Here is a 14,853-nt window from a genome sequence, read left to right as displayed (position 1 = left end):
AAAATTTACTTGCACCCGGGCTAAATTTAAAAAGCGCGAATCAGTAAATTTTAAAATTTTACGCCAAGCGCAGCGGGCTGCTAAGCTTTGAAATTTTATAGCTAAATTTCGCAATTATCTTTCACATTCGCTTTTATGTCCAGACGGACAAACATTTAAATTTGACATCGCCCTACTCTCGATACGTGCTATTTTAGCACGTATCGATCAAACAAGCCGCTGACGCACGATCTTGGCATCTTCACCGTATGTCGTCTTAGCGCTCCGCCTATAAACGCGCCGCCCCGAACTGCCGTTTGCTACAGGATAAAATTTTAGCCTAAAGAGCATTAAATGAAAATTAGTATAAATAAAATGTGAATTTTTTGAAGTTAAAAGGGAATTTCAGATTAGATTAAAATGGCCGGGAGATAGGGATTCGAACCCCAGGAGGCTTTCACCTCAACGGTTTTCAAGACCGCCGCTTTCGACCGCTCAGCCATCTCCCGATTAAGGGCGGGTAGACCCCGCCGTAGATTCGCGCAGATCAAGACCTGCGCGTAAAATTTATTCGGTTTTTTCTCCGACCCACTCGGCGCCGTTGTGAACCTTTTCTTTGGTCCATTGAGCCGCATTGTGTGAGTCTTCTTTTACGCCGTGCCAAGTATTAGAGCACCCGCTAAAAACCATCAATGCCAAAAGAGCCGCTAGTATGTATCTCATAATAACTCCTTTTTAGGATCTGGAGGCGACACCCGGATTCGAACCGGGGATCAAAGCTTTGCAGGCTCATGCCTTACCACTTGGCTATGTCGCCGCGCCGGCTTATTAGGTGGTGCCCGGAGCCGGACTTGAACCGGCACGGAAAAAATTCCGAGGGATTTTAAGTCCCTTGCGTCTACCGATTCCGCCATCCGGGCACGTTTAATACAAAAACATAATGTAAAATGGAGCGGGAAACGAGAGTCGAACTCGCGACATCAACCATGGCAAGGTTGCGCTCTACCACTGAGCTATTCCCGCGCAAAGAAATGAAATATTACCTAATGCAAGCTTAAAATTTCATTTTATAGCGGCTTTTGCGGAGAAAATTTTGGCGTAGCGCCGGAATTTAAAAATTTTGTAAGTAAAATAATGTAAAATTACAAAATCTTTTGGGGTTATAGCTCAGCTGGGAGAGCGCTTGAATGGCATTCAAGAGGTCGGCGGTTCGATCCCGCTTAACTCCACCATTTAAGCTATTTTTGGGTTTTAATCACTTCTTTTAAATCTCTTTTACTTCCTTTAAATACCGATATCTAGGGCTTTTAGTAATTTTGATTATTTTGTTTCTTTTTATGTTATAATTATTTTAAAATAATTCAGTTAGTTATTAGGTTGGTTAAAACCTATTATGTCAGTTTTACAGAAAGAGCATAAATATCGACCAAAAGCCCTTTGGCGCATATATCGCACAAAAACGAAAAATGGTATAAGCGAGAGCTATATCGCAAAAATCATTAAGATGAACGAAAAATATATATTTCCATCTTTTGACGAGCGCGATGCAAATACGATAAAGTATAGTGATATTTTAGAATTTTAAACCAAAATAATCCGAGTTCTAGTCGTCTAGAAACGCTTCATCGCCTAATAAACGATATAGAAAAGTCTTTGCAATAAATTAAATTTTAATGGAAGGAGAGATTATGTCAGTTGAAGAAGATATTGTGTTTATAGATGAAGATTACGTAAATATCGTGCCGCAGGATCTTTTAGAGCGCGGTATACGCTTAAGGGAAGAGTACGGAATTTATGATATAGCTTGGAGATTTGACGATGTAATGGAGGTGCTAAAAATCACAAGAGATAAAGGTATGATTATCCTAGGAGGAGACGTATATCGCCTAAGCGGCGATGAGCCCATCATCACATACGACTACTACTGGAGCACTAAAGCGGAAGATGACAATGCATTTGAGGTGGCGATCCAATATATCACTAATTATCGCGCTAGAAACGGAGATGACTTTGCATATTGCCCGGTCATTTGCCCCGGGCGGGTGTCCAAATGAAAATTTTGGCTTTCAATACAGAATATGTTGGTTTTGCTCATATTCTGATAAATATAAAAATGTGTGCCGAACTAAATGCCGAAGTGTGCGTAGATGGGATATAAAAGACTTTAGGGGCGGTTTTGAAAGACAACGAAGTAGTTTTGATACTATCGATCGAAAGCGATAGAGATCTATCCGAGGCAATAAGCAGCAACGGCATATCTGTAACAAAAACCTGGCGCAAGGGAGATTTGAAGCTAAAAGGCTCTATTTTAAAATACAGAAATTTTGGCTTTAGCATAGAGGAAAAATTTTATGACATGCCTTCTGCGGGAGATCTAATTAAAAAATTCTTGGCAGATATAAATGTCGCGAGGAGTATAAAATTACAAAGCGTAAAAAAGCTGCTAAGAGTCGTAATTTACAGCCACGGTAGCTTGCCGGGTCTATACTACGATACGGATTTGCTAAGGCTATTAGCGGATAACGATATAAATTTAGATAATGACATATACTTCTTGGATGAATGAGTTTGAATCGTTAGCGAGGCGTATTTATCGATGAAATTCTTTGACTCTGATTGGGCAAAAGACGGCAATCTATCCTTAGAATTTTATATAAGGATATTTTGAAACCATGAAGCCCGTAAGAATTGTAATGACGATATTTTTTATTATCCTATCGTCTTTAAATTTTCATAAGCTATTGACGGAGGGCGGTTATCGCGGAGGGAAAGTCTATGTCGTAGCTACAACTCAATCCGTAATTATGCAAATATTACTTATCATAGGATTAATCCTGTATTTGATATATCTGATAAGAGTAAAAGAGTATTATAAGCCAAGCTCAAATTTTACGCTTTCTAAAAAGGAGGACAAAATGAACTTATCGAATAGAATAAAAGCGCTAAAGGCGCGGCTTAAACTGCAAAAGCCGGAAATTATAACAAATCCTGTACAAAAGGATGAGCTTGTCGAACAAGATCTGTGCGGTAAAGATCTGTGCGATTTAGACCATGGCACAATCAAACTTTTATCGGGAGATTTGAGTGTCTTTAATGACTATGCTTTTAGGTATTATATCCTGGATTTTATTGATTTTTACGAGCACTTCGGCGATGAGGAGGTTATAGAGGATATGTTCATTCAAGCATTTACACCGCCTATGCGGCGGGCGAGAGCGAAACAATTTAGCAGAGATGAGGTAAAAATAATCATAGATTTTTTGCAAAAAAATTATGAAGATATTGCGAGAATTACGCATTCCAAGAAATATAAAAAGTTAAAACCCTACGAACAAGAAGAAATTTATATACCATTCAAACATTTTGAAAAAGAGATAAAAAGCGCTATAAAATTTTGGGGGAAGTATTATAATGGAATTTTATAAGGATTGGCAAATGCGCTTAATAGAGACTGATTTAGGCAAATATGAGGAATATATCTATTTCTTTATAAAGAAAAACAGGGCGTATTTTAGCGCCTATCAAGAGCAGATATTTCCTTTCGATATGGAGTACATACCTAGCTTATTGTGGCTGCTTGCATCTTTTGCAGAAACTACGATTAAAATTTTTAATGATTTGGACGAAAAGACAAGAAATGAAATTTTTGATTTTGTGGAAAAGGGAGCGGCAAGCGAAGACGAATACATCGGCACGGCGTTCTACACCGGCTTTATTGAAACAATTGTAAATATTGCGAAAGAGGACGAATATAAGATAATTAGCAAATATTTTAGGAATGAAACGCTAGAATACGCCGCCGCTTGGATGAAATTTGGCGAATAGCTAGATCGAGTTTTATTAAAGTCATATTTTAAAACAATAAGGAGCTGTATGCCTAAACATGAATTTTTACTCAAAAAGACAAAAGAAAATATCTTCTCTAAAGAGTATTGCGTAGTAATTAGCGATGATCTGATACTTCGCATTTCGTACTCTCTTGAGTGGGTACAAACCACATGGAACGATGAGGCAAATTTGAAAAAAGGTCTAAATTACTATGGCTATAGCTGGATAGAAGATAAAGCTAAATTTAGAGATATAATATGCTGTTGGAGGTCGCTTTTCTTGGGCGCAGATGAGCAGATTGTTTTTGATAAAAACTGCGCGCTAAATAAATCCTCGGTTATCGAGCAATTAGACAGTCTATTGGAACTAATCGATTCGGCAATTAAAAATGATTTATATATTTTGCATTTAGGGATTTAGCGAGTGCGCGGCGATTTAATAATAAAACAGAAGAAAGACCATGAAAAGAAATTATAAAAAGATAATACCCATAAGAGGTAGAAGAAAATTTTCAATTAATAATTTTAGAAAAATTTTCGCGGAGGGCGATATACTGCAGATCGGTCAAAGGCGGTTTTTATTTTGTAGCTGGAATAACCTGCTGCGTATAAACAGCGATAACTCGGGGGAGTTTATAGTATTGCCACCCGAAGCTAATGCGAAAAATAATAATAGTTTGATTTCTAAAAAGTGGGTATTGGAGAATTTAGATTTTGTATGTGATACCGAGTCGCCCAGAAATATAAGCATATTTTCTTATTACGATAGTTTTTTAGCCGAATACAAAAGGATAAATGATAAAATTCCTGCAAAATTTACTTATAAATTTTTAGAATTCAAAGACGATCTAAAAAATGGAGATATTATAGAGTGTCACAAGGCTTTTCGTCCATATGATCGAAAGATAAAATTTATAGTCGCAACCGATACGGAAGGATGCCCGAGACTACCCTATCTGGAGGGGTTTTATTCCGGTATGTTTGCGCCTATTGGCTATAGCGATAAAATGCGCTCGAATAAAGGACGGGAATATGCGATAAGCTCGAGTTGGCTAATTAAGAACTGGGAAGCCGCCTTTGTCGGTAATTGCGATATAAGGCACACTTATGTAAATTTACAAAATCGAAAAGAGGTTTTAAATTTTACCGATAAAGAGTTGGAAAATTTTATAAAAATTAAGCGAAAGAGATTAAAATTTAAATGGAAAAAGTAGATAAAGATTTTAAAGCGGGCTTGTATAGTATCACGCAGCAAAAGGTTTTTGAAAGGCGATGACAATGATAAAAAGCATTATAGACTCAACTAATTTCGATATAGAATTTAGAAAAATAAGTAGAAATAAAAGAGGCGTAGCCAGATCGAGAATAGATTTTGAAAATATCGATGTAGAGGCTAAAATAAGGCTAGTTATGTTTTTAATTTCAAAAGCAAGCCACTTAGATAGCGTAGTTTATAAAATTCTTTTTTGGGAAAGAGATGAGAAAATAGAGGAGTATCTTCTTAAAAATATGAAGGGGCGATACACAAAAGCTAAGCCTTATAAAAACGGCGCCAGAGCAGGCGTTATTTTTATAAAAGAAAAGGCGCTTGAGCCAAATTTTTTGAGATCCATACTGCTGCGCCATTTTAATTTTGAGCTGGCAAAAGAACCCTCTTTGAACATTAGAGTTCAGTTAGCCGTAAACAATAAAGAGAAATTTTCGATTTTATTCGATATATACGATGATCGAGGCTGCTATGTGTATTACTTTTAAAATTTTATAATGAAAATATTTGAGGAAGGAAGATATGGAAATTTGGCAATGTAAGTTTTTTATTCTGCCTAAAAGCGATACATATGATCTGCAATACGACCAGCAATATAGCAATATAAAGCTCTTTGAAGACGATAAGTATTGGAAAAAGGCAAAGATCAAAAAAGAGATATTTTCTGAAATTTCGCACCTATTAAAGCCCGAAAAATCTTGGTCTAACGAAATAGATCTATATGGAAGCGAAAACGGCAACCGCCTAGAGGTATTTTTTGATGCTAATAATATAATAGAGTCCGTTACGTTTCGTATCGATTTTAGATCCGAGTATAAAGCCGTATTAAGGGGCATAATATCATTGTGTGAGAAAAACGGCTTTTGCATTATAGACGGCAATTTAAATAATTTAAAATTATCCTTTAATGCTATAAAAGAGGCAATCAACAAATCCAAAAACAAAGAATTTTTTACAGAACTTGTTAGAAATAGTATAATAGGCGATAAAGACGAGTAGCCCATCATAGAAGCCGTAGATGATTTCAAATTTAAGGACGATTAAAAATGATTGTAAAATGTATAAAAGAAGACGAGCATGAGTATCTGGGATCAAACAGAACCTATTTTGTTCATGGCATCCAATATGAAGAGGGACGGATTTATTATTGCATATTACCGTTTGAAGACGATATAGATTACAATCGATTTAATAGCAAATATTTTCAAGTAATCGATGAGACGGTGCCTACAAATTGGAAATTTGGGATGCATAGGGGATTTTTTGAATGTTTTACCGCATCTTACGAAGAGCTCGTAGCAGACGCGGATCATTATGGAAAGCTTATTGACGGAGACCCAATAGAAGAGGAAATTTTTAGGAAGAGAAGAGCCGAGATGATAGATGACGTATATAATACCCATATCATCAAGGATCTTAACCACTTCATATATGATCTAAGCCCTAATCTATCGGTACAGATGAATATTGCAAATAAAGTACTGGATATAGAGATATCTGACGCAAACACTGAGGCCAAACATCGCAAAATGAATATTTTAAAGGATGATGGATATAGCTGGTATTTGATAGAATCAGACGCAAGCACCTTTAAAGCCAATGCTACTAATGATTATTTAAGACCCGTATTAAAATATCTTAAATTGTGGCTAGGCAGAAAGAATTTTAGATAACCGGGCAGAAAGGTTTAATATGGCGAACGCGACCGATAAAGAAATTTTTATAAAAATTTTGAATGAAGATATCGATGTATGGCGCCCGGTAAAGGCTGTTCAAATCGCGCAATATATTTTTAAAATTACCGATACGACGAAATTTGAATCCGAACTGGATGAAATTTTAGAATTCAAACAGGGCGATATTGTAAAATGTAGAGAAAAAGACGGCGATTTATATGCTTTTGAGCTATTATAAAAACCCGCCTTATAAATAGCAACGCGCTTATCATATAGCTTGATTTAATCCCATTTTTCGCTATAATGAGCGTCAAATTTCACTCACGGGGATAGTGATGAGCCTTGTTTCTTACGAATTAAAAAAGCAAAAACTAGATGGAATGCGCAATGTGGCGCTTTGGAAGGCGCGTGGCGGTGTAGCAGTGGTAGTACTGGCGCTGTTTATCGTTATGCGCAAGGATTTCGGAGATTTCTCATTTGTATTTTTATTAGTGCTGCTGGCTCTTGCTTATCCGACTTACAAATACCTAGCCGTGCGCATTTCGCGTAAATTTGAAGCGCTCAGCGAAGAGGCTTTTAAAAACGAATTTCTGCTCTGGATCGCAAAGGAGCTACGCCTTACTTTTCAGCCCTTCGGCGCGTTTTTGCTCGATGAAATTTACAAAAATCCGCTCCGCAAAGAGGCAAATCTATGCACTTGCAAGCATGCGATAGTGGGCAAAACGCCCGAATTTGGCATAAAAATAGGCGATATCTGTCTGAGCCGCGACTTCGATAAAAACAGAGAGGATCGGGTCTTTGAGCTGGATAAAATTTTGCATCTCAAAAAAAAGGACGATACCGCGATATTCGACGGGTTATTTGCAAAATTTGATTTTAGCGAGACCTTCGATAGCCAAATTTTGGTCGTACCGCGCGGGGAGTTTATCTTCGGCGCATCGAATCTCAAGCTGCTAAAAGATAGCCCCCATTTAAGCGCATCGTTTGACGTCTATCTTAATAATCTCGCCGCCGCCGCCTTTTTGCAGAACAAAAAAATTTTAGAAAATATGCAAACGATCACCGTAAATTTATTCGGCAAAACCGAGCTTTATCTGGGCGAAAACAGCCTCGTAATCGGCGTTGAAAATAGCGAAATTTTCAAATCCGCGCCGAGCTCGCAAAGCGCGAAGCTACTCGAAAGCCTAAATAAAATGATCGAGATCGCTAAAATTTTTGCTTATCTTAAAAAGCTCGGGCAGGTGGAATAAAAACACTCGGTTTTGTAAATTTAAAACAGGGTTGCAGCGCGCGAAATAGAATTTACGATAAGGGATAAATTTAAAAAGGAGGGGCTGCATTATGGATATAGCTGAAATACAGGCTCAAACTCGCAGTATGCGCGCCCTATATGTCGAGGATGATAATGAGGTAAGGCGGCAGACCGCAAAAATTTTAAAACTATTCTTTCATCAGGTTACCGACTGCGGCGACGCGCAGGAGGGCATCGATAAATTTAAAGCGGGCAAAGCGGACATTGTTTTTACCGATATTAATATGCCGGGCATAAACGGGCTTGAGATGTTAGAGCGGATCAAACAGATCGATCCTTCGGTAAAAACGGTCATCTTCTCAGCCTACGATGAGTCTAAATTTTTTACCAAAGCCATATCCATCGGCGTGGACGGCTACATACTAAAGCCATTTACGACCGAGGATCTACTAAGCGTGCTTGAAAAAATCACGCAAAGTATCGAAACCAAACCCGCAAAGTTTATTTATCTAAGCGGCGATTTCGTGTGGGATAAGCAGAGTTTAACCCTATCCAAGGCGGGCGAAATTATCAAACTAACCAAAAACGAAACCTCTTTGTTGCAGCTGCTTTTAAGCTCTAGCGGGCGGATCGCAAGCGGCCTTGAGATAGAAAATGAGCTGTTTGAGGACTATGGCGGATATGACGACAAACGGGTAAGAAATATCATATCCAGATTTCACCGAAAAATCGGCTATAAGCTGATAGAAAACATCTACTCGCAAGGATACAGAATAAAATGGCGATAGTGGACATTAAGAAAAACCATCAGAGATTTGAGACGATATTTTCAAATTCCGGCGTCGGCATCTTCATCGTGGACAAGAAAAGAAACATTATGGAGTGCAACGAAACCTTTTGTAAAATTTTCGGTTACGAATACGACGAGATCATCGGTAAATCCGCGCAAACCATACATCTAAGCGAGGAGAAATACCTGCATTTCGCAGATATCGCCTTTAATAAAGTAAGGAAAAATGAGGCTCTGCAGCTAAACTACGAGCTAAGGCACAAAAGCGGCAAAGGGCTGTGGATTAGAATTTCGGGCGATTCCATATCGGGAAACGACGAGGTGCTTTGGATAGTGGTGGATATCACCAAAAGAATGATGGCGGAGAAGAAATTAAAGCAAAGCAGGCTGAAGGTCAAGCGGCTAAATTTAACTCTCAACCACGAGATCGAGGAGCAACTAAAGCTCATAAGGCGCCAAGACGAGCAGCTGCAGTATCAATCGAGACTCGCTCAGATGGGCGAAATTTTAAATATGATAGCGCATCAATGGAGGCAGCCGCTATCCGCTATCTCGGCTACGGCTTCATATCTGAGCGCCAGTTGCTTGATGGCGGATAAATTTGACAAAACGGCTCTTTTGGAGGAGCTCGGCAAGATCGAGCAGTACTCCAAGCACCTGTCCGAAACGATCGATGAATTTAGAAATTTCTTTAAGCCCGCCAAGATCAAGGAGGTTACGAGCCTGGAGGAGCTTTGCAATATGGCGATAAATATCGTAAAAGCGATACTGCAAAATCAAAAGATTAAAATTTACACGAAATACGGCTGCAACCAAACCCTGCTCACATATAAAAACGAGGTTTCGCAGGTTATTTTAAACATCATAAAAAATGCGCAGGACGCCTTTTTGGAAAGAAATATCGACGACGGCGTTATCGAAATTTCAACCTATATCGAAAAATCTTATCTTTGCTTAAGCGTAAAAGACAATGCAGGCGGCATCAAAAAGGAGATCGCGGATAAAATTTTCGATCTGTATTTTTCTACCAAAGCCAGCAAAAACGGCACCGGCATCGGGCTATATATGTCAAAGATCATCATCGAAGATCACTGCAAGGGCTCGCTCGTCGTAGAGAGCCTAAAAGGCGGCTCAAATTTCATAATCAAACTTCCGAAATGAAGCTTTTCTGAGACAATTTAAAATTTAATCCAAATTTACGCTACAAATGAGCTGCACTCTTTTTATATAATTTAATAAAGATTAAATTTTATGTAAGGAGGAAGCGATGAGCGAACCTGAAGACAAAATTTATCTGGAGGAGCGGAAGCTTGTTAGAAGGTATTCTCCGCTCACATCGGTGCTTGTAAACACTCTGTTTTTGTTTGTAGTGTTTTACGCATCGTGGTGGATCTTTCAAGATCCTAGGGGACTGATGAGGATGTATACCCCTTACGTGGGATATATGTGGTGCAGGTGGCTACTTGTAGTTATCATCTGGATAGCGTATATTTTTGATTTTTGGCCTTTTAAAAGAGAGTGGCTCTATACGGCGGGGCCAGCGAAAAAGGGCATTATCTTTACGGTGATGGTATTTTTTACCTTCTTCGTATTCTTAAAGATATTCTTCGAATTTATTCTAGGCGAGCTTGCCATATCGTATTTTAGTCCGCGAAGGCTTGCAGAGCTTGGCATAACCGATTTTTACGCGCTTGAGTATTCGGCACAGGCTATTTTGATGTTTGCCGCTATCGCGTCGTGGCTAAGTCCTTCTTGGGTGGTGGCTGTGGATAATTCGCCGTGGCAGAAGCTAAAGCAGCCCGTTAAAGGCTTTACAGTTTTTATCTGGACCTTTTTGCTAAGTATGATCGTATATTTCGTATTTTTTCACTCGCAAATGGGAATTTTATTCGATCCATGGCAAAAATACACATCCATCACTCCGCCTTGGTGGCATAATTTCGCCGATACCGTGCACGGAAATTTCAATATCGCATGGATTATGTGCTGTACCGTTATGGTTTGGGTGTATGAGACCATCTGGGAGAGGTATCCTTTTAGCCTTATTAAGACGAACTGGCTTAGAAGGACGGCGTCGTTTTTTGGCATTATAGCGATGGCGTTTTGCTTTTCGTTTTTCTTTTACTATTTGCAAGAGCTCATCTGGGGCGTGCATATTAGAGGCGATAGAAGGCTTTTTGCGCCAGATTGGCGCTGGCTGCACGTAGGCGAGATAGCTATATTTTGGCTGGTGCCGGTGCTATTTATTAAATTTTACTGCAACAACGCGGTCAATAAATTTTCAAAGCCCGTCAATATCCTTCTTAGAACGATCATAAGCATGACGGCGGCTATCGTCCTATACTACGTCTATTATCAGGTCTCGCACTTTTTGCTGGGCACTCAAAAAGGCTTTTCGCATCCGCAACAATTCCCGATGATTCCGATGATCTGGTTTATCAACGTCATGCTGATAAATTACTGGTTTATGGATGGCTGGCCCGGCTGGAAGCTTGCCGGCAAGAAGGAAGAGGCGGAGGAAGCGGGCGAGGAAGACGATTTTAGAAATAAAAATTCCATCAAAGGCTTGGTGGTAGGCTTTATCATAGGCGTGGTCATCTATCTCGCCGTAGTTTATCTAGCGCCCGCCGTGGGCAATATGCTTACAATTTTTAAATAAAGGATCTGAGATGAATGAAGCTAGAAGAGATTTTATAAAAGGCGGCGCAGCGGGCATAGGACTCGGCGCACTTGCATCGATGGGGGTGTTTTCATACTCTCCTGCGAGAGAATTTTTTCTTCCCGATGAAGTGCGAAAGATGACCGATTTTGGCACGATCAAAAGCGTCGAGGTTACTAATATCTCCGAAACGAGCTGGTTTGACAACTCGATGCTGATGGGAGATATTAAAGGCGCAGGCGGACTGCTAGTCAATCAATATCTATTTAACTGGCCACCGTTTGGTAACGGCAAAGGGCTTGCCAAAGGCAGCTACGAAGAGGGAATTTCACAAATCAAGCATCTTCTACCCGATAAAATCGATGAGGCGTGGGAGGTAACCAAAAAACTTTCCGTAAATCCCGATAACGCGGGCGGCTACTCCGCTCTCATAGAGATAGAGCGTCTAAACGGAGAAAAGAAAAAATATCTGCTTGATTGCGGCTGGTCCTACAAATGGATGCACGAGTGTTTTAAGCGGGAGGGGATCGATAAGATGCTGCAAAGCGGCGAAATAGATACCCTCATAATGTCGCACGAGCACTACGATCACTTTTGGGCTTTACCCGTCGTTTTAAAGTATAAGCCAGACATCAGGATCATCATCCACGAGGGCTTTTACCCAGAAGGCAGACAATATATCAAAGATTCGGGTCATAAAGGCGAGCTTGTAGTGTTTAAAAAGGGTAGAAACGAGATCGAGCCCGGAATGTGTACGTTTTGCTACGATTGCCCTATCATTACGAGGGTTTTTGGCGAGCAGTCGATCTTCGTAAACGTTAAAGACAAAGGTCTTGTGAGTATCACGGGCTGCTGCCATCAGGGTATCATTACCTTCTCGGATTCCGCGCATAAGGAGCTTAAGTACGACAACGATCAACTCTACGGGCTTTACGGCGGACTTCATATCTCGCCGTTTGACGACTGGGATCCAAAATACGACGATCTAGTTATCGGACTGAAAAGATGGAACTACCAGGTCATGGCGTGCAACCACTGCACGGGCCTTCTGACCGTGCAAAAATTCGTCCGCGAGGGCTATCCGATCGTAAAGGGCACGGCTAGATTTAGAACCAAAACGTCCGATTATCTCGGCAACGGCGATAAGGTTAAATTTGGATAGAAGCATGGAATTTCAAGATATTTTCCCTTTGAAATTTAAATACTCGTTTGAGGATTACAGGTCGCTTATGAGATGTATATTGATGAAGTCTCTTTACGATAGCGACGTAAAATCCTCAAGCAGGTATCAGGGGATGTATAAGGGGAACTATTTTAATGAATGCTGGAGCATCAAATTTGGCTTTTACGGCGGAATTTACGGCATCGTTTTGCGGGAGGTGAAAGAGGGCGCGGGCGTATTTGAGCTTTATTATTTTCCCTCCGCAAATGACGAGCTGCTCGGTAGCGTATCGCTTTTTGAAGCCGTTTTGGCTGGGGAGCCGGACTTTTTGGCAAAGGTGCGAAATTTCTCCGCGCACGGGGAGCTTTTAAATAACTTCTGCGTCGCTACGATCTATTTAAAGCCGCAAGAGCGGGGCATAGCGCTATCTTTTGAAACGAAGCTCAGAGATAGATCGTACGCAAAGGACGGCGTCTGCGTAGAGGGCAAGCAGATCATCGCAAAAGAGGGGCTCGATAAAAATTTCCCCTGCTTTAGGGTATCGCTTGCGTTTATGAACTTTTTGCATATAGCGCTTTGTAAAATTTACGAGCCACGCTACGAGAGCTTTGAAATTTACAAAAAAGCGGCTCGCGCCGTGATCTACGACAAAGATCGAAATTTAAAAAGCAAAGCAGATCCGCTCTGCGGCGAAATTTTTGTAAATTTAATCTACGGCGAGGACACGAGCGACGGGCGCATTAAATTTGACGACAGATCTTTTAAAAAGCTATCCGGCTCGGCGCCTTTGTTTAAATTTTTGCTGCGCTTAGCTAAAGAGGATAAAAAGCAAATTTTTATGCAAGGCGGCGAGCGGCCAAATTTTTTCATCATCACCGGCTATCTGGGCTCTGGCAAGACGAAATTTATTCAAAATTTCATCGAGCACGAAACGGCGCAAAATAGATTTACCGGCATCATCCAAAACGAGATCGGCAAAATCGGCCTCGACGGCGCGCTGCTGGATGCTAAATACGCGCTCGTAGAGATTGACGAGGGGTGCGTTTGCTGCTCAATGGCGGGGCAGATCAAGCTCGCGATTTCGCAGCTCAAGCCCAAAAAGCCCGACAGCATCGTGCTTGAAACCACCGGCGTCGCCAATCCTTTCAATATCTTAAGCGAGCTAAACGAGATCAAAGACGAGGTCAATCTATGTGCCATCGTCACAGTCGTCGATGGGACGAATTTTTTAAAAGAGCGCGGCAGATCAAAAATAATGCTCGAGCAGATCAAGGCTGCCGACGTCATAGTGCTCAATAAAATCGATCTGATCTCAAGCGAGCAAAAGGAGCGGATACGACAAGCTTTGATCCAAAACAACCGCTGCGCCGAGATATTCGAGACGGTGGACGCCGAGCTCAATCCAAACTACCTGCTCTACCGCCAGAGCGACACTTCGTATATGGCGTCCGTCCTACTCGAGGGCAAGATGCACGCAACGCACGAAGACGAGGGGATAGTCTCGTTTAAAAAAGACCTTCCTGAGGACATCGATAGGCAAAATTTCATCAAATTTATGAGCGACATACCGGAAAATTTTTACCGCATAAAGGGGCTTGCAAGCTTCAAAAACGACGAGGCTCAATACGTCGTGCAGTTCGTAAACGGCAAATTTGAGATAACGCCTTTTAGCGACCGCAAATGCTGCGATAATTTTTTGGTCTTCATCGGACGAGAGATAGATGAAAGCGCTTTAGTTATGGATAAATTTATAAATAATTAATCAAAAATAGACAAGTAAACGCCTTTTAGAGTTTTGATCAAAACTATTGCATAAGCAACCGACAATTCAAAACAAGAGCAAAATAAGCTGTGACTTTGGATTTATTATTCCCTACAGATTTGTTAAGATCTTTTTTATAATATCCATAAATATAGTATATTTATCCTTTTTCATATCATTTTTGGAAATATTATTTATGAGCCTATTTTTAAATTCTTTAATTTTGTTTTTATCCTTTATAATTTTATCTAATTTTTCTGATACAGCAACATAAGGCTTACCTAAATCATCATTTAATATTTCTAAATCTGTTAAAGAAAATTCCCTAACGCCTGTTCCAATAGCCTTTGAAATAGCTTCCTTTGCAGAGAATATTCCAGCATAAGTTTCTACTCTATCTCCTCTTTTTTCAATATTCTCCAACTCTTTTTGAGTATAGACTTTATTTTTAAAACCTTCCTTAGAAATAGCTTTTTCTA

18 protein-coding genes and 5 tRNA genes are annotated in these 14,853 nt (G+C 40.1%); 17 read left to right on the top strand and 6 right to left on the bottom strand.

The window, feature by feature from the left end; translation table 11 throughout:
* Positions 1–400: 400 nt before the first annotated feature.
* The 5 genes from Q0600_RS06975 to Q0600_RS06955 all read right to left on the bottom strand — a co-directional run bounded on the left by Q0600_RS06975 (position 401) and on the right by Q0600_RS06955 (position 1,002).
* A tRNA-Ser gene (locus Q0600_RS06975) sits at positions 401–488 on the bottom strand.
* A 58-nt stretch (positions 489–546) separates the two neighbouring features.
* Positions 547–702, bottom strand: coding sequence for a hypothetical protein (locus tag Q0600_RS06970; protein ID WP_177387338.1), 156 nt, complete (start codon positions 700–702; stop codon positions 547–549).
* A 20-nt stretch (positions 703–722) separates the two neighbouring features.
* Positions 723–796 (bottom strand) — tRNA-Cys (locus tag Q0600_RS06965).
* 16 nt (positions 797–812) lie between these two features.
* Positions 813–899 (bottom strand) — tRNA-Leu (locus tag Q0600_RS06960).
* Positions 900–927: 28 nt separating this feature from the next.
* Positions 928–1,002: transfer RNA gene (locus Q0600_RS06955), tRNA-Gly, on the bottom strand.
* Positions 1,003–1,135: 133 nt separating this feature from the next.
* Between Q0600_RS06955 and Q0600_RS06950 the strand changes: the two genes are divergently transcribed.
* The 17 genes from Q0600_RS06950 (at position 1,136) to Q0600_RS06870 (ending at position 14,374) form a co-directional block, all read left to right on the top strand.
* Positions 1,136–1,211: transfer RNA gene (locus Q0600_RS06950), tRNA-Ala, on the top strand.
* 456 nt (positions 1,212–1,667) lie between these two features.
* Positions 1,668–2,033, top strand: a complete 366-nt coding sequence (imm40, locus tag Q0600_RS06945; RefSeq protein WP_298758513.1) for an Imm40 family immunity protein — start codon at positions 1,668–1,670, stop codon at positions 2,031–2,033.
* Between the two features lie 122 nt (positions 2,034–2,155).
* Positions 2,156–2,545 carry a hypothetical protein gene (locus tag Q0600_RS06940; protein ID WP_298758510.1) on the top strand — a complete coding sequence of 130 codons (390 nt, stop codon included), beginning with the start codon at positions 2,156–2,158 and terminating at the stop codon, positions 2,543–2,545.
* Positions 2,546–2,894: 349 nt separating this feature from the next.
* Positions 2,895–3,404, top strand: coding sequence for a hypothetical protein (locus Q0600_RS06935; protein ID WP_298758508.1), 510 nt, complete (start codon positions 2,895–2,897; stop codon positions 3,402–3,404).
* 10 nt (positions 3,405–3,414) lie between these two features.
* Positions 3,415–3,804 carry a hypothetical protein gene (locus Q0600_RS06930; RefSeq protein WP_298758507.1) on the top strand — a complete coding sequence of 130 codons (390 nt, stop codon included), beginning with the start codon at positions 3,415–3,417 and terminating at the stop codon, positions 3,802–3,804.
* A 48-nt stretch (positions 3,805–3,852) separates the two neighbouring features.
* On the top strand, positions 3,853–4,227 hold the full coding sequence (locus Q0600_RS06925) for a hypothetical protein (protein ID WP_298758504.1): 375 nt from the start codon (positions 3,853–3,855) through the stop codon (positions 4,225–4,227).
* Between the two features lie 40 nt (positions 4,228–4,267).
* Positions 4,268–5,020: a hypothetical protein gene (locus Q0600_RS06920; RefSeq protein ID WP_298758502.1), complete on the top strand. Its 753-nt coding sequence runs from the start codon at positions 4,268–4,270 to the stop codon at positions 5,018–5,020.
* A gap of 64 nt (positions 5,021–5,084) precedes the next feature.
* Complete coding sequence (locus Q0600_RS06915; RefSeq protein WP_298758499.1) at positions 5,085–5,561, top strand: hypothetical protein; 477 nt, start codon at positions 5,085–5,087, stop codon at positions 5,559–5,561.
* Between the two features lie 34 nt (positions 5,562–5,595).
* Complete coding sequence (locus Q0600_RS06910) at positions 5,596–6,072, top strand: hypothetical protein (RefSeq protein ID WP_298758496.1); 477 nt, start codon at positions 5,596–5,598, stop codon at positions 6,070–6,072.
* A 47-nt stretch (positions 6,073–6,119) separates the two neighbouring features.
* Positions 6,120–6,746, top strand: a complete 627-nt coding sequence (locus Q0600_RS06905) for a hypothetical protein (protein WP_298758493.1) — start codon at positions 6,120–6,122, stop codon at positions 6,744–6,746.
* 19 nt (positions 6,747–6,765) lie between these two features.
* Positions 6,766–6,987, top strand: coding sequence for a hypothetical protein (locus tag Q0600_RS06900; protein WP_298758490.1), 222 nt, complete (start codon positions 6,766–6,768; stop codon positions 6,985–6,987).
* 97 nt (positions 6,988–7,084) lie between these two features.
* Positions 7,085–7,999, top strand: coding sequence for a DUF3137 domain-containing protein (locus Q0600_RS06895; protein WP_298758487.1), 915 nt, complete (start codon positions 7,085–7,087; stop codon positions 7,997–7,999).
* 91 nt (positions 8,000–8,090) lie between these two features.
* Positions 8,091–8,789 (top strand): response regulator, encoded by a 699-nt coding sequence (locus tag Q0600_RS06890; protein ID WP_298758485.1) that lies wholly within the window; start codon positions 8,091–8,093, stop codon positions 8,787–8,789.
* The gene (locus Q0600_RS06885; protein ID WP_298758483.1) at positions 8,780–9,952 is read left to right on the top strand and encodes a PAS domain-containing sensor histidine kinase; all 1,173 of its coding nucleotides are present in this window, start codon (positions 8,780–8,782) and stop codon (positions 9,950–9,952) included. Before Q0600_RS06890 ends, Q0600_RS06885 begins: the two co-directional genes overlap by 10 nt.
* A gap of 106 nt (positions 9,953–10,058) precedes the next feature.
* Positions 10,059–11,450 carry a hypothetical protein gene (locus Q0600_RS06880; protein ID WP_298758480.1) on the top strand — a complete coding sequence of 464 codons (1,392 nt, stop codon included), beginning with the start codon at positions 10,059–10,061 and terminating at the stop codon, positions 11,448–11,450.
* Positions 11,451–11,460: 10 nt separating this feature from the next.
* On the top strand, positions 11,461–12,612 hold the full coding sequence (locus Q0600_RS06875; protein ID WP_298758477.1) for an MBL fold metallo-hydrolase: 1,152 nt from the start codon (positions 11,461–11,463) through the stop codon (positions 12,610–12,612).
* On the top strand, positions 12,605–14,374 hold the full coding sequence (locus Q0600_RS06870) for a GTP-binding protein (protein ID WP_298758474.1): 1,770 nt from the start codon (positions 12,605–12,607) through the stop codon (positions 14,372–14,374). Before Q0600_RS06875 ends, Q0600_RS06870 begins: the two co-directional genes overlap by 8 nt.
* A gap of 111 nt (positions 14,375–14,485) precedes the next feature.
* Here the strand turns inward: Q0600_RS06870 and Q0600_RS06865 are convergent.
* On the bottom strand, positions 14,486–14,853 hold a 368-nt coding region (locus tag Q0600_RS06865), incomplete at its 5' end, for a 4'-phosphopantetheinyl transferase superfamily protein (protein ID WP_298758472.1).

It is taken from the genome of uncultured Campylobacter sp. (assembly GCF_938041645.1).
In the GTDB taxonomy this organism is placed as follows: Bacteria; Campylobacterota; Campylobacteria; order Campylobacterales; family Campylobacteraceae; genus Campylobacter_B.
Note: the sequence above shows the minus strand (reverse complement) of the source record. Positions and strands in the feature narration are given on the sequence as shown.

Excerpts from the sequence above, each read along its gene's own strand:
- Q0600_RS06970 (WP_177387338.1), bottom strand. The coding sequence starts at position 702 with ATGAGATACATACTAGCGGCTCTTTTGGCATTGATGGTTTTTAGCGGG.
- imm40 (WP_298758513.1), top strand. The coding sequence starts at position 1,668 with ATGTCAGTTGAAGAAGATATTGTGTTTATAGATGAAGATTACGTAAAT.
- Q0600_RS06935 (WP_298758508.1), top strand. The coding sequence starts at position 2,895 with ATGAACTTATCGAATAGAATAAAAGCGCTAAAGGCGCGGCTTAAACTG.
- Q0600_RS06930 (WP_298758507.1), top strand. The coding sequence starts at position 3,415 with ATGCGCTTAATAGAGACTGATTTAGGCAAATATGAGGAATATATCTAT.
- Q0600_RS06925 (WP_298758504.1), top strand. The coding sequence starts at position 3,853 with ATGCCTAAACATGAATTTTTACTCAAAAAGACAAAAGAAAATATCTTC.
- Q0600_RS06920 (WP_298758502.1), top strand. The coding sequence starts at position 4,268 with ATGAAAAGAAATTATAAAAAGATAATACCCATAAGAGGTAGAAGAAAA.
- Q0600_RS06915 (WP_298758499.1), top strand. The coding sequence starts at position 5,085 with ATGATAAAAAGCATTATAGACTCAACTAATTTCGATATAGAATTTAGA.
- Q0600_RS06910 (WP_298758496.1), top strand. The coding sequence starts at position 5,596 with ATGGAAATTTGGCAATGTAAGTTTTTTATTCTGCCTAAAAGCGATACA.
- Q0600_RS06905 (WP_298758493.1), top strand. The coding sequence starts at position 6,120 with ATGATTGTAAAATGTATAAAAGAAGACGAGCATGAGTATCTGGGATCA.
- Q0600_RS06900 (WP_298758490.1), top strand. The coding sequence starts at position 6,766 with ATGGCGAACGCGACCGATAAAGAAATTTTTATAAAAATTTTGAATGAA.
- Q0600_RS06895 (WP_298758487.1), top strand. The coding sequence starts at position 7,085 with ATGAGCCTTGTTTCTTACGAATTAAAAAAGCAAAAACTAGATGGAATG.
- Q0600_RS06890 (WP_298758485.1), top strand. The coding sequence starts at position 8,091 with ATGGATATAGCTGAAATACAGGCTCAAACTCGCAGTATGCGCGCCCTA.
- Q0600_RS06885 (WP_298758483.1), top strand. The coding sequence starts at position 8,780 with ATGGCGATAGTGGACATTAAGAAAAACCATCAGAGATTTGAGACGATA.
- Q0600_RS06880 (WP_298758480.1), top strand. The coding sequence starts at position 10,059 with ATGAGCGAACCTGAAGACAAAATTTATCTGGAGGAGCGGAAGCTTGTT.
- Q0600_RS06875 (WP_298758477.1), top strand. The coding sequence starts at position 11,461 with ATGAATGAAGCTAGAAGAGATTTTATAAAAGGCGGCGCAGCGGGCATA.